Source organism: Thiolinea disciformis DSM 14473 (assembly GCF_000371925.1).
In the GTDB taxonomy this organism is placed as follows: domain Bacteria; phylum Pseudomonadota; class Gammaproteobacteria; order Thiotrichales; family Thiotrichaceae; genus Thiolinea; species Thiolinea disciformis.
In genome coordinates this window covers 21,324-44,473 of the sequence record NZ_AQVE01000028.1, presented here as the reverse complement: position 1 = coordinate 44,473, position 23,150 = coordinate 21,324, and the positions used below count along the sequence as shown (strand labels likewise).

18 protein-coding genes are annotated in these 23,150 nt (G+C 44.4%); 5 read left to right on the top strand and 13 right to left on the bottom strand.

Translation table 11 applies throughout. The annotated features are described in order from the left end of the window. Positions 1–123: 123 nt before the first annotated feature. From A3IE_RS21140 to A3IE_RS0116970, 4 genes are all read right to left on the bottom strand, one after another. Positions 124–501 (bottom strand): lysozyme inhibitor LprI family protein, encoded by a 378-nt coding sequence (locus A3IE_RS21140; protein ID WP_020396828.1) that lies wholly within the window; start codon positions 499–501, stop codon positions 124–126. Positions 502–960: 459 nt separating this feature from the next. After that, positions 961–1,647, bottom strand: a complete 687-nt coding sequence (locus tag A3IE_RS0116980; RefSeq protein WP_020396827.1) for a GNAT family N-acetyltransferase — start codon at positions 1,645–1,647, stop codon at positions 961–963. 10 nt (positions 1,648–1,657) lie between these two features. Then, positions 1,658–2,182: a phosphatase PAP2 family protein gene (locus tag A3IE_RS0116975; protein ID WP_020396826.1), complete on the bottom strand. Its 525-nt coding sequence runs from the start codon at positions 2,180–2,182 to the stop codon at positions 1,658–1,660. 46 nt (positions 2,183–2,228) lie between these two features. Beyond that, a complete protein-coding gene (locus A3IE_RS0116970) occupies positions 2,229–3,509 on the bottom strand; it encodes a glycosyltransferase family 4 protein (RefSeq protein WP_020396825.1) in 1,281 nt (426 codons plus the stop codon). A 294-nt stretch (positions 3,510–3,803) separates the two neighbouring features. Between A3IE_RS0116970 and A3IE_RS21135 the strand changes: the two genes are divergently transcribed. Then, positions 3,804–4,976: a low temperature requirement protein A gene (locus A3IE_RS21135; protein ID WP_020396824.1), complete on the top strand. Its 1,173-nt coding sequence runs from the start codon at positions 3,804–3,806 to the stop codon at positions 4,974–4,976. Between the two features lie 113 nt (positions 4,977–5,089). Here the strand turns inward: A3IE_RS21135 and A3IE_RS0116960 are convergent, their stop codons facing one another. The 4 genes from A3IE_RS0116960 to A3IE_RS0116945 all read right to left on the bottom strand — a co-directional run bounded on the left by A3IE_RS0116960 (position 5,090) and on the right by A3IE_RS0116945 (position 10,291). Further along, positions 5,090–7,912 carry a valine--tRNA ligase gene (locus tag A3IE_RS0116960; RefSeq protein WP_020396823.1) on the bottom strand — a complete coding sequence of 941 codons (2,823 nt, stop codon included), beginning with the start codon at positions 7,910–7,912 and terminating at the stop codon, positions 5,090–5,092. A 69-nt stretch (positions 7,913–7,981) separates the two neighbouring features. After that, positions 7,982–8,314 (bottom strand): hypothetical protein, encoded by a 333-nt coding sequence (locus A3IE_RS0116955; RefSeq protein ID WP_110721578.1) that lies wholly within the window; start codon positions 8,312–8,314, stop codon positions 7,982–7,984. Between the two features lie 59 nt (positions 8,315–8,373). After that, positions 8,374–8,817 carry a DNA polymerase III subunit chi gene (locus tag A3IE_RS0116950; RefSeq protein WP_020396821.1) on the bottom strand — a complete coding sequence of 148 codons (444 nt, stop codon included), beginning with the start codon at positions 8,815–8,817 and terminating at the stop codon, positions 8,374–8,376. Next, positions 8,810–10,291 carry a leucyl aminopeptidase gene (locus A3IE_RS0116945; RefSeq protein ID WP_020396820.1) on the bottom strand — a complete coding sequence of 494 codons (1,482 nt, stop codon included), beginning with the start codon at positions 10,289–10,291 and terminating at the stop codon, positions 8,810–8,812. The genes A3IE_RS0116950 and A3IE_RS0116945 overlap by 8 nt, the downstream gene beginning before the upstream one ends. A gap of 289 nt (positions 10,292–10,580) precedes the next feature. Here A3IE_RS0116945 and A3IE_RS0116935 point away from each other — a divergent pair, with 289 nt between their 5' ends. Next, positions 10,581–12,800, top strand: coding sequence for a PKD domain-containing protein (locus tag A3IE_RS0116935; protein ID WP_020396819.1), 2,220 nt, complete (start codon positions 10,581–10,583; stop codon positions 12,798–12,800). 54 nt (positions 12,801–12,854) lie between these two features. On the opposite strand, the gene A3IE_RS0116930 is transcribed toward A3IE_RS0116935, so the two are convergent. Continuing rightward, positions 12,855–14,531 (bottom strand): glutamine--tRNA ligase/YqeY domain fusion protein, encoded by a 1,677-nt coding sequence (locus A3IE_RS0116930; RefSeq protein ID WP_020396818.1) that lies wholly within the window; start codon positions 14,529–14,531, stop codon positions 12,855–12,857. Between the two features lie 309 nt (positions 14,532–14,840). Between A3IE_RS0116930 and gcvA the strand changes: the two genes are divergently transcribed. Next, positions 14,841–15,785, top strand: coding sequence for a transcriptional regulator GcvA (gene gcvA / locus A3IE_RS0116925; protein WP_020396817.1), 945 nt, complete (start codon positions 14,841–14,843; stop codon positions 15,783–15,785). A gap of 40 nt (positions 15,786–15,825) precedes the next feature. Here the strand turns inward: gcvA and A3IE_RS0116920 are convergent, their stop codons facing one another. After that, on the bottom strand, positions 15,826–17,706 hold the full coding sequence (locus tag A3IE_RS0116920; protein ID WP_020396816.1) for a potassium transporter Kup: 1,881 nt from the start codon (positions 17,704–17,706) through the stop codon (positions 15,826–15,828). Positions 17,707–18,297: 591 nt separating this feature from the next. Then, complete coding sequence (locus A3IE_RS21130) at positions 18,298–19,092, bottom strand: lysophospholipid acyltransferase family protein (RefSeq protein WP_020396814.1); 795 nt, start codon at positions 19,090–19,092, stop codon at positions 18,298–18,300. A 142-nt stretch (positions 19,093–19,234) separates the two neighbouring features. Between A3IE_RS21130 and phoB the strand changes: the two genes are divergently transcribed. Together phoB and phoR are read left to right on the top strand one after the other, a co-directional pair. Then, entirely contained in the window at positions 19,235–19,936 is a 702-nt protein-coding gene (gene phoB / locus A3IE_RS0116905; protein WP_020396813.1) for a phosphate regulon transcriptional regulator PhoB, read from the top strand. Continuing rightward, positions 19,917–21,236 carry a phosphate regulon sensor histidine kinase PhoR gene (gene phoR, locus A3IE_RS0116900; protein WP_020396812.1) on the top strand — a complete coding sequence of 440 codons (1,320 nt, stop codon included), beginning with the start codon at positions 19,917–19,919 and terminating at the stop codon, positions 21,234–21,236. Before phoB ends, phoR begins: the two co-directional genes overlap by 20 nt. On the opposite strand, the gene A3IE_RS0116895 is transcribed toward phoR, so the two are convergent. Both A3IE_RS0116895 and A3IE_RS22290 read right to left on the bottom strand, forming a co-directional pair. Further along, positions 21,233–21,967: a UDP-2,3-diacylglucosamine diphosphatase gene (locus A3IE_RS0116895; RefSeq protein WP_020396811.1), complete on the bottom strand. Its 735-nt coding sequence runs from the start codon at positions 21,965–21,967 to the stop codon at positions 21,233–21,235. The two genes, phoR and A3IE_RS0116895, sit on opposite strands and share 4 nt — an antisense overlap. Before the next feature lie 66 nt (positions 21,968–22,033). Then, positions 22,034–23,116, bottom strand: coding sequence for a hypothetical protein (locus A3IE_RS22290; protein WP_020396810.1), 1,083 nt, complete (start codon positions 23,114–23,116; stop codon positions 22,034–22,036). Between the last annotated feature and the right edge of the window lie 34 nt (positions 23,117–23,150).

Sequence of the window (23,150 nt, the reverse complement as noted above, 5' to 3'; positions counted from 1 at the left end):
CTGTCAAAAAGTCTAGGCGTTTTCAGCCTAGTCTAACAAGTGGTTAGACTAGGCAACAGGTTATTAGGGGATGGCTTCCGTCGAACTCAGGTTAACTAATTTTTCTACAAAAATTAGGTTTCACTAAGAATGGTCTTGCAAACTGGCTTTTAGCAACTGACTTCGCTCTTCGGTGAGATGGCTTAAACAAGAAGTATAATAGACACTATAAGCGGTACCACCCCTATTTAAATAAGCCTCGTATTCGCAGTGTGCATCCCGATACTTTAACCAAGCCAATTGTGCTGTTTTCAAAACTTTCTTATGCGTAGTGTCCGTTAGCTTAGCTAGCAATCGTTGATAGGCTTGATTCAGATCTTTATCAGCTTTCTGATAAGTTTTAAACACACAATCCTTAAGTTCGACTGTACTTGAACTCGCATCGCACTCATCTGCATAGCTCGCCCCGCTATTTAAACTACTACTCAACGCTACTATTAAGATTAAAACTAATTTTTTCATCGCTTAAACCTTCCTATCTGTAGAACCTCTATAAACTAGGTCATTAGTTTCCTGTCGCTATTCTGCTAGTTTAGGATCAATTTTTGATGCAATCCGGTCTCGGCAAAGTGTTTGGCGATGCGGGCTAGCTCTCGAGCGATTTAGCTCAACGCCTAGCACAGCAAGGTATTAAGTGGATTACGTCACTGCGAAGCAATATGAAAAAGTTGTCCGTTCTACCGTTGATCAACAGGCTTGTGAAAACGTTTGATCATCGAAATCATTAACGATCAGTTGAAACATCAATCCCAAATGAAACATTATCGCCATCGCTTCTTGCCTCACTCTATCGCTCAGTTCATGGCAAGATTGAGTACCTAGTACTATCAAGCGAAGAAGCCCACTTTAAACTTAAACGCCAGTGCGTTAGTTGCTATTCATTAGAGGATTGCTTACGTCGAACTTAGGTTAGCTAATATGCTAGAGCATTATCGACCATGTTATAGGATTTATATAGTTGGGAAGCAGCTTGCTTTCAAGGACTCCCAAACTGTGGAAGGTGTTTACAGGTGTTCTAGATACCTGTAAGCGCTCGCGTAAACGCCCTTCAAGCTCTCCCCACTCGGTATCCAAAATACTATAAACCGCTGTATCGCGTATCACTCCATCGGGCATTACCGCACTCCGTCGTAATATACCCTCTAAACTAGCACCCAGTTTTTCTAAGGATTGGCGTGAAGCTTGATTACGAACATCCGTTTTAAACTGTACCCGCAGCATCCCTAAACTTTCAAAAGCATAACGGAGCAATAAATATTTACACTCCAGATTGACGCCTGTGCGGTGATAATCAGGTGCATACCAAGTGCCGCCAATTTCTAGTTTCAAGTGTTTCATACAAATATCACGAAACCGCGTACTACCTATCGCTCTACCCGTGTTTACCTCGATTACTGCAAAGGGCATATCACTCCCTGCTGCTTTTAATTGTAAAGCGCTAACAATAAAGGCCTGCATATAATGGGGCTCTGCCAAATTGCCATAAAACATATAGCGCCATAGGCTTTCATGCTGAGCGGCTTGTAGTAAATCAGGCATATGTTGAAGGCTTAAGGGTTCTAGGCGAACTAGGCTACCGTATAAGGTAGTACCGTATTCATAATTCATAGTTCCCCCTTTATGCCAACCCGAGCAAACTACCTTGTGCCAATGCAACTCCTATGAGTGCTCCCATTAACACATCACTAGGATAATGCAAACCCAATACCACGCGAGATAGTGACACCAACAACGTAAAGGGTAGTAAGACAATCGCTAGGGTGGGAAAATAATGCAACGCAATGCCTGTAAAACTCACAGCGTGTAAGGTGTGCCCTGATGGGAAACTAAACTGATCGAGTGCAGCCACGTTTTGAAAAATAGAACTGTTATAATGATAGGGGCGCACACGATGGGTTTTTGTTTTTAACAGTTTGTAAATCACTACCCCTACTAAGCCGACAACTAACATATGTAATGCCGCTTGTAGACCTAGTTTGCCGTAAAGTAAGGGAAGAACCAGCATTAAACTATACCAAAACACTCCATTTCCTAAACGACTGATCAGGGCAAAACCTTGACTTACTGCCTTGATATGATTCACCCGATTAAAGAGCAGACAAACTGGAATTTCACGTCCATTTAATTTTTGTAGAAAGACCATAAATCATACCTCTTGGCTAGCGTAGATAGATTTATTTTGTAATGGCTTAGCTGCAGGGCGATGACTGTCTTATGAAGTTTTGATGAAACTCAGGGGTATTGGTTTTTTCTTCAGATGCGTTCAACAGTGATAAGAGGGTTTGAATAGATTGATCAAATTGCTGTATAACAGCTTGCCAGCTTAGAGTAGCCACACTCACCACCGCTTGCTCGCCTAAACGTTGTCGCAAGGCTGGCTGTTGAGCAAGATGGATACTAGCTTTTATAAAGGCCTGTGTATCCCCTACTGGTACCGTCCAACCATTGTCTCCCGTGCGAATATGCTTGCGTCCTGCGGCATAATTAAAACACAAAACAGGTAAACCGCTGGCCATGGCTTCGACAATCACATTGCCATAGGTTTCGCTAAGGCTAGGATATAGAAACAGATCACCACTGGCATAATGTTCCGCCAAAGCGTCACCACGCTGCATACCGACAAACAAAGCATCTGGGTGGAGACTTTGTAAACGTTGACGTTCAGGTCCATCACCGACGATTACCAATCTCGCCTCAGGTGTTTGGCGTTGAATCTCACGAAAGGCATGGAAGGCTAAATCTAGATTTTTCTCTGCGGCTAAACGGGTGACTAGAATTACCACTAATTGTTCAGGACTGACACCCCAGTGTTCACGTAGCACGGCTTGGCGGCGTTGCGGATTAAACCGTTGGGTATCAATCCCACGACTCAGCAAAGCCAACTGACGATAGCCTTGTTGTTGTAACTGATTTTTTAATTCTAGTGTAGGGACGAATGTTAATAAGGTCTGATTGTGTAAGGCGCGCAAATAAGCATTAATCGGTTTGAAGATAAAACCGAGCTTATAGTGTTGCGTATATTGGTCAAAATTAGTGTGGAAATCACTAATCACAGGAATATTCAAGGCTTGTGCGGCTTTCAATGCAGCCCAACCTAATAAGCCTTCGGTCACAATCTGTACCATATCAGGGCGTTGCTTTATCCATAAACGCTTGAGGTAAAAATAATGCGGTAAACCTATCCGCACTTCAGGATAAAACGGCAGATGTATTCCCGTGAGACGAATATCTTGTAAGCGTGGATGGGCAATCGGATAAGTCGCTGTAGGGTTGGTTGGTGCAGAAGCAGGCTTTAAAGCAATCAGTTGAATCTGATAATCAGGTAAGGCCAATAGACCTTTTAGTAAATGATCCACGGTATAAGCCACGCCATTTACATCGGGCAAACAGGTTTCTGTGACGATACTTAGCCGAATGCGGCGCTCAAGGTTAGTATCTATTTTAGCATTAGCAAGAGAACTATTACTCACAACTGATCACACCTAGCAGTCATTATTATTCCTGCCTAGTTCATACTAATTTGATGACGGCTTAATGACGAAATGCGAGAACTTGGTTTAATTGGAGTAAACTAGCGCGTTTCTTTCGCCTCGGTAGGTTCTGGTAACAAGACAATACGGCTATTGCTTATCAGCATAGGGAGCTTGTGCAAGTACCGAGGCGGAATCTTGGTATATAAATCCCCTCAAAACACAGCGTTTTAGCTTAACTGATCAAGATTGACTTATTGTGGTGGGTCAGGAAGCTTAAAGGAAACAAAGATAATGAAATCACTGTTTAATATGTTTGGGCGTTCTCCCGATCAGCACCATCGGGCCGCAACGCCACTAGAACTTTTTTTTGATTTAGTGTTTGTGGTAGCGATTGCCTCAGCCGCAGCGCAATTGCATCATGGTTTTATTGCGAATCATGCGTTAGAAGCTTCCATCAGTTTCATTATGGTATTTTTTGCCATTTGGTGGGCGTGGATGGGGTTCACTTGGTTTGCCTCGGCGTTTGATGTGGACGATGCACCTTATCGCGTTCTGGTCTTTATTCAGATGTTTGGCTCACTGGTCATTGCCTCAGGCGTACCCGACGTGTTTGAGGGGCATGGTCTGGCACGCATTATCATAGGCTATTCTATTATGCGTTTGGGCTTAGTGGGTTTATGGCTACGCACTTATTATTCACAATCAGTCAATTCGCCGCTACGCACCAATGCGATGCGCAATGTGATTGGGATTATAGCTTGCCAAATCGGATGGTTAAGCTTTTTGGGATTGGATCATATTCCGATTTGGCTATTTTTTATTATGGTGGCCATCGAGCTAGCCGCGCCTGTGTGGGCACAAAGTGCCGGACGTACACCTTGGCACCCTTCCCATATTGCCGAACGTTATGGCTTACTAACCTTAATTGTATTAGGTGAATCAGTATTATCCTTGTCGTTGGCTTTACAAGCGACGGATAGCTTTAGCGATATAAGCTTACAACGTGGTTTATTTATGCTGGCTGGCTTCTCCATTTTATTCTGCTTATGGTGGCTTTATTTTAATGAGCCGGTTCACGATTTATTAAAAGTCAATAAAAATATCGCTTTTGCGTGGGGCTATGGACATTATGTAATTTTTTCTTCAGCCGCTGCGGTGGGCGCTGCTTTAGCGGCCACGGTCGATATATTAGATGGGAAGGCAAGCTTAAATGACACTGTGCTAGGTCTTATTCTGACTATCCCACTGGCCTTTTATTTGCTTGGTTTATGGTATTGCCATGAGCAGCATCGTATGCAAACCGCGAGCCAGAAAATGGCTTATCCCATCGCTGCCATACTTTTGCTACTAAGTAGTTTCTTACCGCAAACGATGTTGTGGTGCACAGCGATTTTGATTGGTTTGTTGGTGTGGCGAGTGCGTTTGAATAAGCAAGAAGGTATGGAAACAGCTCATTCCAGCTAAGATAAAGTCTGTATAAAGGCAGCTGCCCGCCCTGATTAAAGGGGTAGGCAGCTCTATCAGTCTCTAGAAAAGCAATGAATAGCGATTGTTAAAATCGCCATTGCCAAACACGCTTATAAAGCGCGCATTTTTTCCAACTGACCCTGCAATTGGCCCAAGGCTAGCCTTTGTTCTTCAGCCTGTTTTCTATTGGTTTCCAGTACTTCTGGGCGCGCTTTTTCCACAAACGCTGGATTATTCAAACGCGATTCCACCCCAGCCAAATTCTTTTCGATTTTTTCGATTTCTTTGCTTAAACGCGCCAGTTCCGCGTCTTTATCAATCAAACCCGCCAAAGGAATAAGAATCTGCATTTCACCGACTAAAGCAGTGGCGGACTCAGGGGCAGACGCTTCTTTCGTGAGCCAAGTCACTAGGCCGACTTTAGCGAGGCTTTGGATTTCCTTTTCGGTGTTGGCATATTGCGCTTGATCCGTGGCACTCCAGTTTTGCAGCAGAATATCCAGTACTTGCCCCGGTTTAATATCCATTTCTGAGCGAATACGGCGAATACCCATGATAAAGGTTTTTAGCCATTCAATTTCTGTAACAGCGGTCGCATCGATTTTACTTTGATCCGCTACCGGCCATGCTTCAAGCATAAGCGTAGTACCGGTTTTACCCGCTAAGCCCTTGAGACTTTGCCAAATTTCTTCCGTAATGAAGGGCATAATCGGGTGCAGCATGCGTAAGGCTACTTCTAACACACGAACGAGCGTTCGACGTGTACCGCGTTTGGCGGCTTCGTTGGCATTGTTTTTACTTAGAACCGGCTTAGTGAGTTCCAAATACCAGTCGCAGTATTCATACCAAGTAAATTCATACAAGGCTTGTGCGGCTAGGTCGAAGCGATAATTATCTAAATGCTCGGTGACTTCGGCTTCAACCGTTTGTAATTTGGAACGAATCCAACGATCAGCCACCGATAACTCAACGGGCAGGCTTTCATCTAAACCCGTATCTTGCTCTTCACACTGCATCAAGACATAGCGCGCTGCATTCCAAAGCTTATTACAGAAATTCCTATAACCTTCTAGGCGCTGCAAATCAAAGCGAATATCACGCCCTGCCGTAGCAAAAGAGGCGAAGGTAAAGCGTAAAGCATCAGTACCGTGAGCCTCAATGCCTTCAGGGAATTGCTTACGCGTCGCCTTTTCGATTTTGGGCGCATCCTTAGGATTCATCAGGCCGGTGGTGCGTTTTTTGACCAAAGTCTCAAGATCAATCCCATCAATCAAATCCAAAGGATCGAGTACATTACCCTTGGACTTGGACATTTTCTGACCTTCTGCATCGCGTACCAGACCATGAATATAAACATCATGGAAAGGGACATCACCCATGAACTTTTTGCCCATGATGATCATGCGTGCGACCCAGAAAAAGATGATATCGAAGCCTGTGACGAGGGTGCTAGTCGGGTAGAATGCTAAAGCAGAGTCTTCGGTGTTCGGCCAACCCAAGGTAGAGAAGGGCCAGAGTGCAGAGGAGAACCACGTATCCAAGACATCTTCATCTTGGCGCAGCTCTAGCTCAGCAGCTAGATTATGCTTGCTGCGTACTTCGGCCTCATTGCGCCCGACATAGATAGTACCCGCAGTATCATACCAAGCGGGGATTTGATGACCCCACCAGAGTTGGCGTGAGATACACCAATCCTCAAGATTATTCATCCACTGGTTATAAGTATTCACCCAATTGTTGGGGATGAAGCGTACTTGGCCATTGGCTACCACATCAATCGCAGGTTGAGCCAAGGCCGCTTTACCGCCCAAACGACCATCAGGCAAAGTATCGCGTGTGAGGTCGATATACCATTGATCAGTGAGATAAGGCTCAATCACTGTGCCAGAGCGATCGCCTCGTGGCACCATCAATTTGTGATCTTTAATCTCAGCTAATAAACCGAGCGCATCTAAATCCGCAACGATTTGTTTACGTGCAGCATAACGCTCCAAACCACGATATTTCTCTGGTGCGATTTCATTAATATGCGCGTCCTTGGTGAAAATATTAATCAGCTCAAGGTTGTGACGTTTACCTACCTGATAGTCATTGAAATCATGTGCCGGTGTGATCTTAACGCAGCCGGTGCCTTTTTCGGGGTCGGCGTATTCATCGCCTACAATGGGAATTAAGCGCCCCACTAAAGGCAACATCACTTGCTTACCAATCAGATGCTTATAACGCTCATCCTCCGGATGCACCGCCACTGCGCTATCGCCCAGCATGGTTTCAGGGCGGGTGGTGGCAACGATTAAATATTCCGTGGTGGCTTGCCCCGTCGCATCGGCAATCGGGTAACGGAAATGCCACATCGAGCCATTTTCTTCTTCGGAAATAACCTCTAAATCGGAAACAGCCGTGTGTAAAACGGGATCCCAGTTCACCAGACGTTTACCGCGATAGATCAAACCTTCTTCGTGTAAACGTACAAACACTTCAATCACAGCTTCAGATAACTGGGCATCCATGGTAAAGCGTTCACGGCTCCAATCGGGCGATGTGCCTAAGCGGCGTAATTGACGATTAATGGTATCGCCGGATTCGCCTTTCCATTCCCAGATTTTTTCGATAAAAGCGCTGCGTCCAAAATCATGGCGGGTTTTACCTTCCGCATTGACACGGCGCTCCACTACTATTTGCGTAGCAATACCGGCATGATCAGTGCCGGGCTGATACAAGGTATTATTACCCTGCATGCGGTGATAGCGGGTGAGAATGTCAATCACGGTTTGATTAAAGCCGTGCCCCATGTGCAAAGTGCCCGTGACATTAGGGGGTGGGATCATGATACAGAAAGGTTGACCTACGCCACTGGGCTTAAAGTAGCCCTGTTGCTCCCACATTTGATAGAGGCGTTGTTCAATATCTTTAGGTTGGTAGGTCTTATCCATATCCGCTCTTTTGCCAAGAATGCTGAAAAGAGCGGATTATAACGTTATAACGTGGCTGTTAGAAAATTTTTACTTTAACATCGAAGACAATTCGCGCAATAACTCATAGCGGCGCTTGTCGATTTGTTGTTCGAAGTCTTTGTCAGTGCTAGTGCCTTGAGGTGTATCTTCTTCTTGATATTCTGAACGGATTGCATGAGCACGACCTAAGCCTGAATATTCATCTTGGCCGGTGGCTGATTGTAGTTCAGCAATGCGCTCTTTTAGTTTTTGTTCAAAATGCTGTTGAGCTTCGTCAGGAATATTACTTTTGGCGCGACGAATAATCTCAGCATCTCCTGGGCGAACAATATCAGTCACAACCGGAATGCGGATAGTGGAATCGAAGTCCTGTTTATTCATAGGTAGTGCCATCGGTGAACTCATAAGAGCAGTTAATTAAAAGTAGATTATAGTTTAGCTTACCGTAGCTGATGGTAAGTTAAATTATAGCCTTTTTTGTTGTAAGTTTGATAACGATCACGACCAGCGCGCAGTATCATTTCCTCTTGGTCGATGACTTCGGCAAAACGTTCAAATTGTTCGAAAAAGCTAGGTATTTGATTCGATAAGTTGATTAAAAAATTTAGGTTTTTTTCCGCTGGTATCGTATGGCCGATTAAAATAAACGTAGCCGAGTCTTTACGCGGGAGCGTGCTGTGCGGAATAAAACTGGTGTCTTGATACGTCCACAGTAAATCATCCAACAGTTCCGTCGTCTCGAGACTATCGGTATAAATATAAGTACTTAGCTGCTGGGCATAAGCTTTTTCGACTAGCTTACAAGCCAGTCTAAGGCGTGCAGAAAGTGAACTAGATTGCCCCACATAGAAGGCAATCTGGGGTTTTTTTAGGGGCTCAGGCATTAGCGCGATTCAATAACCATTGGCACAGCAGCGGTACAGGCCGTGCACTTGCGCCTTTTGCAGCACCAGTTTTCCATGCCGTTCCAGCAATATCTAAATGTGCCCAAGGATAATTTTCGGTAAAGCGCGCTAAGAAGCAAGCCGCTGTAATGGCACCGCCCGCAGGCCCACCAATATTAGCCATATCCGCAAAGTTACTTTTGAGTTGCTCTTGGTATTTTTCACCCAGCGGTAAACGCCATGCTTCATCGGAAGCTTGTTTTCCAGCTTCTAATAATTCATTGGCTAATGCATCATTATTACTCATCAAGCCTGAGGTATGATGTCCTAAGGCCGTAATACAAGCTCCCGTCAAGGTCGCAATGTCCACCACCGCCGCTGGATTAAAGCGTTCAACATAAGTCAACGCATCACACAAGACTAAACGACCTTCAGCGTCAGTATTCAGAATTTCAATCGTTTTCCCCGACATGCTGGTGACAATATCGCCTGGCTTACTGGCTTTGCCACTGGGCATATTTTCGGCTGCAACCACAACGCCAATCACATTTAAGGCTAAATTCATCGCCGCACAGGCTTGAAGTACGCCCAAGACGGTAGCTGCACCACACATGTCATATTTCATCTCATCCATATTTAAGCCGGGTTTGAGCGAAATACCCCCCGTATCAAAGGTGATGCCTTTTCCTACTAATACTAATGGCTGCTCAGTTTCAGCAGTGCCGCGATAATGAATAAAAGCCATCTTGCCGGGCTGATCACTGCCTTTGGAAACTGATAAAAATGAGTTCATACCCAAGGTTTTCATCGCTTCTTCGTCTAGCACATTAATTTCTAGGCGGCTATTAGCGTCAGCGAGGGCTTTTGCTGTTTCGGCTAAGTAAGTGGGTGTACACACATTGCCGGGCGTATTACCGAGATCACGGGTTAAAGCTTGGCCTTGCGCAATAGCCTCACCTTGTTGTAAGGCTTGGGCGTAATCTTGCCCATCCGTATGCGCCAAGGTCCAAGTCGCTAGTTTGGGCGGATTATCGTCTTTGGCGCTTTTGTAGGTATTAAAGGTATACAAAGCTTCAGCAACGCTCATCACCGCTGCGCGAACCACGGGGGGGCGATGTTCAGGGGTGGCAAGCTCCGTTAAAAAAGAAACAACGTTAACAGCATCCGTTAATTTCAGACGATTAACGGCCTGTTGCGTGGCTTGTGTAATAACATCACTATTTAGTTTTTCACGCTCGCCCAAACCAACTAATAAAACACGCTTGGCTTTTACCTGAGCGAGTTCGTATAACAAGCTGACACGTCCTTTTTCACCGGTAAAATCGCCATATTCACAATGCTTACTTAAGGCCTGATTACTGGCGGAATCAAGCTGAGCAGCGGCATTACTGAGTTGACTGTGGCTATAAACACCTACCACCACACAATCCGCTGCGACTTGGGCTGGATGTGCGAGCTGAAATTGATACTTCATGAAGAATCCTTGTCATCAAGATTAGTTGGACTAGGCGCAGAGTGTAGCGAAATTGTAGGGAAGGGCAAATACTTCCAGAAAAGCTAGAAAAATCATACTAATGACAAGATTTTATTTTTATAGAACTACTAGGGAATACTGGGTCTGGTGTAGGTCTAAAGGTAAAAATGATTAAAAAATGAATCACTCCTTTCATAAAATTTAATTATAATAGGCCATGGGCTGGATTTTCAGGGGCTGGCCCAACAAGTGTTTCTGTTGAGTTATAAAAATAATCGAGTCAACAACTATGAAAAAAAAGGGCTTATGGTTCACCCTTCTGTTAAGCATCATGCTGACAGCTTGTGGTGGCGGTAGTGATTCAAGTTCATCCACTAAAAATAATACTGCACCTATTGCTAAAGCGGGGGCGGATCAAACCATTGATTTAGGGAAAACGGTTAATTTGGACGCTAGTGCCAGTAGCGATCCTGATAATGACAGTCTTGGTTATACTTGGGAATTCGTGACTAAACCCAGTGGGAGCAGTATTAGTCTAAGTAATGCGAATACGGTCAATCCGAGTTTTGTGCCGGATAAAGTCGGTACTTATACGCTTAATCTAAAGGTAGATGATGGGGCTGTTTATAGTCCAATGGATTCGGTTGATATTTTTGTAAAAAATCCTGACCTAACAACGCTTGAAAATCGAAAGCCAATCGCCGATGCAGGTGCCGATCAAAGCCTTGCTGTAGCATCGCTCGGCCTTAGTTCCGTGACGATTACTTCACTCAGCAACGATCCTGATGGCGATGCCTTGACTTATAAATGGTCTATCCTCAAGCAGCCTAATAGTAATGCTAAATTGTCGAATACCGATCAAAAAACGGTGTTGCTAACACCGGATGTGATTGGGGTTTATGAGTTGTCTTTAGATGTGAGTGATGGCAAGTTATTAGCCAGCGATACAGTAAAAATTACCATTACTCAAGACAACCAAGCGCCTATCGCTAAGGCAGGTGCCGATCAAGTGTTGGCGGTGAAAATTTTAGGGACAGAGAGTATCAATCTGATGTCAGCCAGCACTGATCCTGAGGGAGATGTTCTGACTTATAAATGGAGTATTCTAAAGCAACCCACCGCCAGTACGAACGCCAAGTTGTTGAATAGTGACCAGCAAATTGTGAGCTTAATACCTGATGTGGTCGGGGTTTATGAGCTGCAATTAGCGGTAAAAGACGGTCAAAACACCAGTACCGATAGCGTACAAATAACCGTTTCTAAAGATAATCAAATCCCTATTGCCAGAGTGTCTGATCAGGAAGTGATGCAAAATACCTTGGTCACTTTAGATGCGAGCGCGAGTAGTGATGCCAATAATGACCCTTTGACCTATCACTGGTTAGTCCAGTCCATGCCTGAAGGTAGTACGGCAACTTTGTCCAATAGCAGCACTAAAACACCTAGCTTTACGCCTGATCGAGTAGGTAATTATGTGTTTCAGTTAAAAGTCAGTGATGGTACTGCGAATAGTGCAGCCACGACAGCAACGATCAAAGTTCATAGAAAGATCGACCCATTAGCTTATAAGGTGGTGGATGCAGAATTTAGTGTGGCTAAAGATCGTATTATTATGGTCTCGTCCAGTCCTAATCAGCTCCATGTGTATGATCCTGTCACTCAAGTGGATCAGGTGGTGGCTTTACCTGATGTGCCTACCAGCGTTTCAGTCAGTCCAGACGGTTTTTATGTTGTGGTGGGGCACAATATGCAAGTATCGCAGTTCGACCTGACCAAAGAACCGAGCTTATTAAAGACCTTTCCGGTAAACGATAAAGTATTAGATATTGTGTATAGTGATAATGGCTATGCCTATGCGTTTCCTAAAGCAGATGGGGTTGAAGGGGTTTATTCAATTGAACTTAGCACGGGTAAAGTAACGGTTGATGCGAGCACCAAGACACGTAAAGCGACACTAGCCAAGTTGCGTAAAGTACCTAATAAAACGGCAACTGCTTTGTATGGTGCTGCAAATACAGTCTCTGCTGCTTTCCTTGAAAAATATGACATTAGCTCAGGCACCGCTAAATTAATGACTATTACACATAGTACACAGGATGCCTGCGGCAATTTATGGATGTCAGGAGACGGATATAGCCTTTTAACAGCTTGTGGCACAGCGTATAAAACGAATGATCTGTTGAGCGATCTCGATTTAATCACGACTTTTGAGGGCGGTGTGCTTCATGCTTTCAGCTCACTTTATATAGAAAATAAGATCTTTACGATTCACCAAGCGGCGGCAGGCAATGGGGATACTTATATTGAAGATTATTCAACAGACTTCTATGTGAGCGGTGAAACACCTGTCGCTTTGCCTGCATTTATTGTCAACAAAAAAGCTTATGCAGGGCATGGGCGTTTTGTATTTGCTAATGCGGAAAAAGTGTTTGTGATTATGCAGCCAGATAAAGCGTCAGGTCTCACTGATCAAGATGGCATAGCGATATTACCGCTGTCAGAGCTGTGATGAATGCTAGACGCTGGTCAAGGCCAGCGTCTAAGCTTGGATGCTGGCGATTATTTAGTCAGGCTGAGCGGCTTTATCCCAAGTGTCACGCAAACCAATCACACGATTAAAGACAGGCTTGTCTACACTTGAATAACGAGCATCCAAGATAAAATAGCCTTCGCGCTCAAATTGATAACGATCCTCTAAAGTGGCTTTGCTTAGACCCATTTCGCCTTTGCAGCCTTGTAAAATTTCTAAACTGTTTGGATTAATACACTCAAGGAAATTTTTACCACCCGCATCGGGTGCTACATCAGCAAATAAGCGATCATATAAACGCACTTCACAATCTATATGAGCATGAGCTGCTACCCAATGAATAACCGCTTTGGGTTTTATACCATCGGCGGGATCTTTACCGTGGGTGTCTTCAATATAAGTTGCATGTAAGGCAATAATATTACCGGTATTATCTTTGATAGCTTCTTGTGCTTCAATCACATAGGCATTTCTTAAACGCACGCGTCGTCCGGGAATTAAGCGTTTATATTGCTTATTTGCCGATTCGCGGAAATCTTCCTGATCAATATAAATTTCGCGTCCAAAAGGTAATTGGCGCTCTGGCATATCGTCGCGCTGTGGATGGCCGGGAGCGGTAAAGACTTCAGTTTTCTCTGCTGGGTAATTAGTTAAAATAACTTTCAACGGGCGTAAGACACACATGGCGCGTGGGCTATTGGCATTCAAATCCTCCCGAATCGCATGTTCTAGTACACCAATTTCTACCACACCATCCGTTTTCGTAACCCCCGCCATTTCGCAAAAATCACGTAAAGCTTTAGGGGTAAAACCGCGACGACGCATACCAGCAATCGTCGGCATACGCGGATCATCCCAACCATCCACATAGTTTTCATCGACTAATTGTTTAAGTTTACGCTTACTGGTCACCGTATAATTGACATTCAGACGCGAAAACTCATATTGATGTGGTTCTGCTGGAACAGGCAACTGGTTAATAAACCAATCATATAAAGGGCGATGATCCGCAAATTCTAGGGTACAAATCGAGTGAGTAATGCCTTCAATGGCGTCACTTTGCCCATGAGCATAATCGTAAGACGGATAAATGCACCACTTATCCCCCGTTTGATGATGGCTCGCTTTTTTAATCCGATATAAAACAGGATCGCGCAAATTAATATTAGGGGCGCTCATATCAATTTTGGCACGCAAGGCACATTTCCCTTCCTCAAATTCACCAGCCCGCATTTTTTCAAACAAAGCCAGATTTTCTTCCACCGAACGTTCGCGATACGGGCTATTTTTACCGGCTTCCGTTAGTGTGCCACGATATTCTCGCATTTCATCAGCACTTAAATCACAGACATAAGCCTTGCCTGCGCGAATCAGATACAGTGCCCACTCGTATAGTTGGTCGAAGTAATCCGACGCGTAACGCACTTTGCCAGCCCATTGGTAACCCAACCATTGCACGTCACGTTGAATAGCCTCAACATACTCCTCATCTTCTTTAGCGGGGTTGGTGTCATCCATGCGTAGATTACATTCACCACCATAATTCTGCGCTAAGCCAAAATTGAGCCAAATAGATTTGGCATGTCCGATATGCAGATAGCCATTAGGTTCGGGTGGAAAACGTGTTTTAACACGGGTGATTTTGCCTGATTCCAAATCTTCTTGGACAATGCGCTCAAGAAAGTTAAGAGGTCTGCCTGTTTCGCTCATGATCGTTTCGTTCTTGTCATTTTATTGCAATGCGGGAATTAGACTATTAAGCCAGCCCGATGTCTAGTGGTCTGCTGTGCTTACAAGGCTTGAGGCGTTGAAAAACAAGCAATGTTTTAATGTTTGTAATTTTATCATTAAAACGCGTGACACCTTGTGCAAAATGCCGTACAAACCGCTGTAATGATTGTTGGAGGAGAGTCCAGCACTTGATAGTTTATTAAAGCTATCACTGTTTTTATTCTTTACTTTTTATCAAGTACTTACTCTCTCGTGATTAATGTAATGCCTAACCTATAAGATTGTGACATGGCTAACCAAATACCACCATTGAACGCTTTGAGAGCCTTTGAGGCTGTGGCGCGGCATCGGAGTTTTACCAAGGCATCTGAAGAGCTGCATGTGACTCGCGCTGCTATTAGCCATCAAATTAAACATCTCGAGGATTATCTGGGAATAGAATTAGTCGAGCGTCATAATCGCTCTATTTCTTTGACGCGGGCAGGGGAGGCTTCTTTGCCAAAATTGCGCGAGGCTTTTAATAATTTAGCCGACGCGGTTAATTTAATGAGGGCACAGGTGGGTAGCGAAAGTTTGAATGTCTGGATGGCGCCCTCATTCGCATCTAAATGGCTAGTGCCTCGCTTGTATCGCTTTTCAGACTTGCATCCAGAAATTGATATGCGAATTAGCGGTGAAGCGCGTTTGGTGGATCTTGATCAGCGTTATGATTCGTTGGATGAATTATTTCGTGCGGAAGGTATTGATGTGATGATTCGCTTCGGCTCAGGTGATTATCCGGGGTGCGATGTGACTCGCCTTTTTACAGTGGAAGCCGTTCCTTTATGCAGTCCAAGTTTGCGGGATGACCCAGACTATCCGTTACGTAAACCTAGTGATTTGCGCAACCATACTTTACTGCATGATGAAACACCCTATGTGGGACGTCCTAGTTGGGCACGTTGGTTGGATTTAGCGAAGGTAGAAGGCGTCGATGTACAGCGTGGCTTGCATTTCAATCATGTATCGTTAGCGATGGAAGCGGCGATTGAAGGGCAGGGGGTATTGCTCAGTATGGATGCTTTAGCGCAGCATGATATTGATGCAAGGCGTTTGTGTATCCCGTTTCCCTTGAGTATGCCCTTAGATCATAGTTATCACCTGATTCGCCCGATGCAGGCTACTTCCAATCAACGTGCAGTCAATGCGTTTATTGAGTGGATTCTGGCAGAAGCTAAAACCGTTAAGACTTAAGATGCCTAAGGGGATAAGACACTTATCCCCTTGTAAATGTTTAGAGTGATACTTGTGTACCAATTTCCACGACTTGATTCGGCGGTAAATTAAAGAAAGTTCCGCTACTTTCTGATTGGCGCACCATCCAACGGAATAATTTACATTGCCAAGGTGGCATAGCAGTTTCACACTCAACAATAGTCGTGCGAGCTACGAAAAAGGTGGTGTCTTCTAAATTAATGTTTAACCCATACTGATTGCAAAGCTTCATCGCCTGAGTCAAATCGGGCTCTTCACGGAAGCCATATTGCGCCGCAATGGAGTAGCAACCGGGCGCTAATCCAGTGACAATGACCCGCTCATTTTCCTCAACATAAGGAATTTCATCGAAATTAACATGCAGGAAAATTAAGGTTTCATGCACCGCTTTATAATGTTTCAAATTATAGAAAAGGCGACTCGGTACTAAATTTGGATTAGAGCTCAGATAAACAGCAGTCCCTTCAATTCTGGGCAGGTTCTCATACTCTTGCGTAATGAACTTCCGCATGGGCATATTGATTTTGCGGCGTTGGTCGTGAATTAAATCCGTACCTTTTTTCCACGTGACCAAAAAGGTAAAGATAGTGAAACCAAGTACCAAAGGCAGCCAACCACCATGTCCAATTTTGGTTAAATTTGAAATGTAGAACATTACTTCAAAAAAGCCTGCCACCAGCATGATAGGAATAATGATATTGCGTTGACGCTGATTGGGGCGAGCCTTGGCGACGATAATGACCAAAATAGTGGTAATTACCATACTGCCGGATACCGCTACACCATACGCCGCCGCTAAATTACTGGATGATTGGAAGCTTAATACTAAAGCAACAACCCCAGCTAATAAGAACCAGTTGACACTCGGAATATAGATTTGGCCTTGGGAATGATCGGAGGTATATAAGATGCGTAAACGTGGTAAATAACCGAGGCGTATCGCTTGCGATGTGACTGAATAAGCACCCGAAATAGTTGCTTGTGATGCGATAATGGCTGCCATGGTGGCAAGAATAACCATGGGAATCAAGAATTCATCCGGTGCTAATAAATAAAACGGGTTTTCTGTGGCTTTAGGGTCACGGATGATCAAAGCCCCTTGACCAAAATAGTTTAAGGTTAAGGCAGGCCAAACTAGACCATACCAAGCAATCCGAATGGGTTTTGCACCAAAATGACCCATATCCGCATACAAAGCCTCTCCACCGGTCAAAGATAGAAATACTGCGGACAATAAAATGAAAGCAGCAACAGGGTGTTGGAGCGTAAACTTCAAGGCATACCAAGGACTAATCGCTTTTAAAACCTCAGGGGTTTGGAGGATACTCTGGATGCCTAATAAGCCCAAGGTACAAAACCACGCTAACATAATAGGTCCAAACAGTTTGCCGACTCGTGCTGAACCTTGATGCTGAAATAAGAATAAAGTAATCAAAATGCCCAAGGTAATGGGGATGATATAATGCTCAAATTGGGGGGTCGCAATACTAATGCCTTCTACTGCGGATAGGACAGAAATGGCGGGGGTTAAGATGGCATCACCATAAAACATAGCTGCCGCAAGCACCCCAATCGACATAATATATTTCATCGAGTTGGGAAAGGTGCGTCTGGCATGACGCTGTGCTAATGCTTGCAGCGCTAAATCACCACCTTCACCTTTATTATCAAAACGCAATACGATCCAGACGTATTTAACTGAGACGATGAGGGTAATTGCCCAAATAAAGGCAGACAGTGCTGATATTACATTCTCAGGAGTAGGTGCTAAACCGTGTGAAGGTGAGAATGCTTCTTTTACCGCATAAAGTGGACTGGTGCCTATGTCTCCATAGACTACGCCGAGTGCAGCCAAACTCAATGCGCCAAGGGATTGTTTAGACGCAGCCGAACCTGACATAAATAAAACTCCTTTGAGACAAGGCTAACAGACAGTGCAAGTTGCAAAACCTAATTGAGTGGAGGATGGTATTAACCTAGTGGGATATAGTGGTGATGTTGATCGATAAAGAAGATATTTAACATAAGCGCCCCAGACTCCTTGCGAATAATTACGCTGCGTCATGACACGTCCTGCATGAATAAATTAACTAGCCTACAATCTAATAAGGTAAAGAAATAGTAATCCGCAAGCTTCACGTTCTGTGCCCGACTCGTGGTGGGAGCGGATAGTACTAGAATTATTTGCTTTGACCAAGTGCTTAATGTTTCAGTGGTTTGCATAAGTTTTGACTGCTAAGAGCTGAATAGCCGGTGAACAAGCTGTCATGCGCTTGGCAAACATTTTCTAAGGGATTTGCGAGTGATTTGGTGAAATTTCCACAATTAAAAAGTGATCCATAAAAAGACCATTGATAATCCGAATACCAATAAATAATTGCTTGAATCATGACTAATGCCTGTCAGTTGGCAGCGCAAATACGCTAAGACACCCAGAATTCACACATAGTGTGGCATGTATTTAACGAAAATAGTGCAAAAATCAAAATAATTAATGCAGAGTTTGACGAATGTCGCTTAAAACCAGATCAGATTGAGGAACTTTAGGGAAAAGAATATGTCGCACCCGGGCTTCACTTTGTTGTGCTAAGGCTTTGCGTGCTTGATCATGACTTGGAAAAGTATCCAAAAAGTGCAATTCAATAGCAATTGAAGGTTCAGCCATCACATTCCATAAGTTATCAATAAATGCTTGCTGGTCAATATAAGGTACGACCAAGTCTATTTCACCTTGGGCATTCAGATAACGAATGGCAATAGGCTGTATAGCGCTTTGAGTTTCCACCGCTCCGGCAAACAAACGCGCATGGAAAGTGCGTAATTGCTGCCCATCACTGGTAGTGCCTTCAGGAAAAACGAGTACATTGCCTTGCTGGCTCAGGCGTGCAGTAATAACTTCATTCGCCTCGCGTGCAGCATCTTTGCCACCACGCTGAATAAATAAGGTTCCAGATTTTTCTGCTAGCCAGCCAATAATAGGCCAGTGGCGCACCTCGGCTTTCGATAAAAAATCTACCTGTGCATAGCCCCCTAACAAACAAATATCTAGCCATGAAATATGGTTTGCAACCATTAAGGTAGAATGTGGCGCTGCATGGCCAAAGACGGTGACTTGTCCGCCGAGAATTTGAATGGTTTTTGCTAACCAGCGTTGCTTGCGGGCTTGATAGCTGGGATGACTGGCAGGCAAGCCTCTAATACCTGCTAACCAGACTGTTTGAAACATACCAGACAACAGATGTAGGACTAAACGGGTTAAACGTAATAGGCGTCGAAAAAAAATCATTAGTTTTTACCTTGAACCTTGTATGCTAGGCCGCATTATTTCAAGTCGGTTTGTTGCGGGCAAGCCACTGTATTAGAGTGTCATGAAGTTGTCATAAGCTGAATGCTACCATGCGTGCACTTTAATCGAGCTAATTAACACGATGAAAAAACACATTTTATATGTTGAAGATGAGCCTGCTATTCGGCAGATGATTCGTTTTGCTTTGGAGCGCGAGGGTTACAAAGTGACCGAAGCAGAGACTGCTTTCGCAGCACGTGAAGCGGTTGCCAATCAGTTGCCAGATTTGATGTTAATTGACTGGATGTTGCCAGATTTAGCGGGCCCTGAGTTAATTAAACGCTTTCGTAAGGATGAAGTGACTCAGTCTATTCCTATTTTAATGCTGACCGCCCGTGCTGAAGAAGAGGATATGATTCAGGGGCTAGACGGTGGAGCAGATGACTATTTAACTAAGCCGATTTCGCTTAAGACCTTGAGTGCGAGAGTCAAGGCTTTATTGCGTCGCTCCGAGGGACATAGTGAACGTAAGCTCGTTCAGATAGGCAAGTTACACTTAAATAGAGATGCCCATCAATTGACGATTGAAGGGCAGACAGTGCATTTAGGGATAACCGAGTACAAGTTATTAGAGTTTTTCATGCAGCATGTTGGACGTGTATACTCGCGTTCGCAGTTATTGGACTTCATTTGGGGACGCAATACCTATATTGAAGAGCGCACCGTGGATGTCCATATTCTAAGACTGCGCAAAGCTCTGAAAGCGCATGAAGCGGATCAGTATATTCAAACAGTGCGAGGAGCCGGTTATCGCTTCTCTGAGGATGGTGTCGTTGAAACGTGATGCAACCTATGATTATTGGCGTATTGAACTACGGCGCTTATTGCTGGCGCTGGGTTTGGGGCTTATCCTTGGTTACATCACTAGCTATTGGACGCTAAGTCTCTTGATTGTTGCGAGTGCTTATATTGCTTGGACACTGTTTAAGTTACGTGAATTACAAGCTTGGCTTGCTGCGGGCCAACCTGCTGATACTATGCCTGACAGTGATGGTGCTTGGGAACAAATTACTTATCTGATTCATCGTAGTACGCAAAAAAGTATTGCGCGTAAATCCAAGCAGCGTGAGCTACTTCAGCGTTTCGATAATATTATGTCGGCCTTGCCCGATGCAGCAGTATTACTTAATCAAGATCACATGATCCAATGGTCGAATCGTGCGGCTCAGGACTTATTGGGGTTGCGTCAACCGACCGATTTAGGTCAACGTCTTGATAATCTGGTGCGCGTCAAAGAATTATCCGATGCTTTAAAAAATCATACGGATAGCGAAATCCGTTTTGTGCCACGTCACAATGATCGCCTGCATTTGGTAGCGCGTTTGGTGCCCGTACAAGAAAATTTATATCTTTTGACAGCACGTGATATTAGTCAGCGTTTGCAATTGCAGGAAACGCGGCGCGCGTTTTTTGCCAATGCTTCGCATGAGTTGCGTACTCCTTTGACGGTTCTAATTGGTTATTTAGAACTGTTTGAGCAAGATGAGCATTTGCCTGTTAGCTTATTACCGGCCGTTCAAGAGTCGCGTACTCAAGCACAGCGTATGCAGCGTATTATTGAAGATATGCTGGCCTTATCGCGTTTGGAAAACGATGCTCAACGCCGTAAAGCCCATACTGTCGTAGATGTCCCCGCCGTGTTTGCGCAAATGGCGAGCGCGATTCAAGCCACGATGGCAGCCGATTCGCATACCCTTAGTACCGATATTGATCCCCAGCTACTGATTCGCGGCCATGAGTCCGATATCGTAAGCATTATTAGTAACTTAACTGAAAACGCAGTGAAGCATACGCCTGCAGGAACACATATTCATATTGAGTGGCGGCAGGCGTCCGATGGTCAGATTTGTCTAGTCGTTGAGGATGATGGGCCAGGTATTCCCGCTCAACATATTAACCACTTAACTGAGCGGTTTTATCGCGTGGATACAGGTCGCTCGCGGGATAAAGGTGGCACTGGTTTAGGGTTGGCGATTGTTAAACACGTCATGTTAAACCATGACGGTAAGCTTGAGATTAGCAGCCGCCCTAACAAGACGCGCTTTAAAGCCTGCTTTCCCGCAGAACGTCGTGCGACAGCTTAATGATAAGTATGAGTCAGCACCATTTCATCAGCCGTTACTTGTAGAAAACTACCTTGTTTATACCAATCACCCAGAACCACGCGTTTAGCAGCTTGATGATCTAGCTCAAAATGATGGACATTAGGCCGGTGCGTGTGACCATGAATCAATTGTAGAACGCCAGCGTCCTGCATTGTTTGTTCAACAGTGTGCGGATTAACATCCATAATGATTTCTGATTTTTCAGCCGTGTGAGACTGACTTTGGCTACGAATGGCTTGAGCGAGCTTCAAGCGTTCCGGAATGCTGAGGCTTAAGGCCTGCGCTTGCCACGCAGGATCACGAAATTGGCGGCGCGCCTTTTGATAGGCGACATCATCTGTGCATAAGGTGTCGCCATGCATAATCAGTGTCGGCTGACCATAAAGCTGAATGATTTGGGTTTCAGGTAATAAACTTAAACCACAACGCGCTGCAAAATCTTCACCAAGCACAAAGTCACGATTACCATGTTGAAAATAAATGCGGGTGCCTGCATCGGAAACGCGTCTGAGTTCTTGCGTAAGAGGTAAGAATGTTTGGCCTAAGGGGGTGTCTAATACATCATCGCCAATCCAAAACTCAAACAAATCACCCAAAATATACAAAGCTTCCGCTTTACCATGAATGGTGTGTAAAAAGTCTAGGAATAGTGTTGTCGTAGTGGGTCGAGTAGGGTCAAGGTGCAAGTCTGAAATAAACCAAGTGGTCATAGGCGTTTCCGGTCAAACCAAAAACGCCATTATGCCATAAAGCTAAAGCTTGACTAATAAACCACCTTAACGCATGTAATTCGCTTTTTGGGCATTTAAAAAGCTGACCATTTCTAAAAAGCACGCTTCTGCTTCGGCCTTTTTATCGATCATGACTTTATAGGCATTAGCTTTGTTTTTTAGGTTTTGTAATACCTTAATCTTTTCAGATTGAATACCTATAATAGCCATTTCTTGATTGAGTGACTCAATGGTTTCTTTGATACGTTGTGAGTTATCAAATGTAGTTCGGCTCAGCTCGGTCAGGCGTTGGGCTGCCATCGAGCAATTGCGTTGTTGAAAGATGTGTTTTTCGGCTTCTAACAAGTGATGAATATCATCGTGTTTAATAGTGCCGCTTGCCAAATTATCAATTAAGACCGAAATTTCATGTTGTGGCTTTAATTGTTTAATCTTGTGATCCAACATTTTTAGTTCTTGCGCTTCTAAACTAATTTCTGCTTTTATTTGATCCAAGAAATCTTGTGCGCGGCGCTGAGTATTGCGAAATTCACTAATACCATTCGCTATCTGCTCTTGCGACTTTTCAAAAGCTAAAGCAACTTCCTGATTTACATTAGGCTCACTCGGTGTACTGTTTGGCATTGCTGGCATTGCTGGCATTGCTGGCATTGCTGGCATTGCTGGCATTGCTGGGGCAGACGCCTGTAGCGGAGGGGTGTAGACCGGTGGTGTATAGTTACTAATCACCGGTGCCGGTGGTACATAACTAGGAGTAGCTGGGGGCGGTTCTGGTGTAAAGCTCGTAGCGGGTGCTGGTATGCTGGGTAGTGGTGTTGGAGCTGGGGCGGGTGCAGGCGCAATAGGTGTCGGTGCGGCAGGCGTTATGAGCGCTGGTCGCTCAGGCTGGCTCAGAGCTGCAATAGGCGGAGCTGTATCGAGTAGCTCGTTACCCGTAGTTTCATTCTGAAAATTGGATTTTAAGCGACGCTCATAAATTTCGGTTGGTTTTAAAAACACATTATCGTTATTAGAAGGTTCATCAGCACCACTCAAATCAAACTCAAGGTCATCATCATTTAATTCATCACCATACACCAACGGAAAGCCAGTAAGTGAGGAAAAAGGGGGATTTTTTTTATTGTCCATAATGCAGCCCTTATTTTATTTTTAAAGTAGGCTT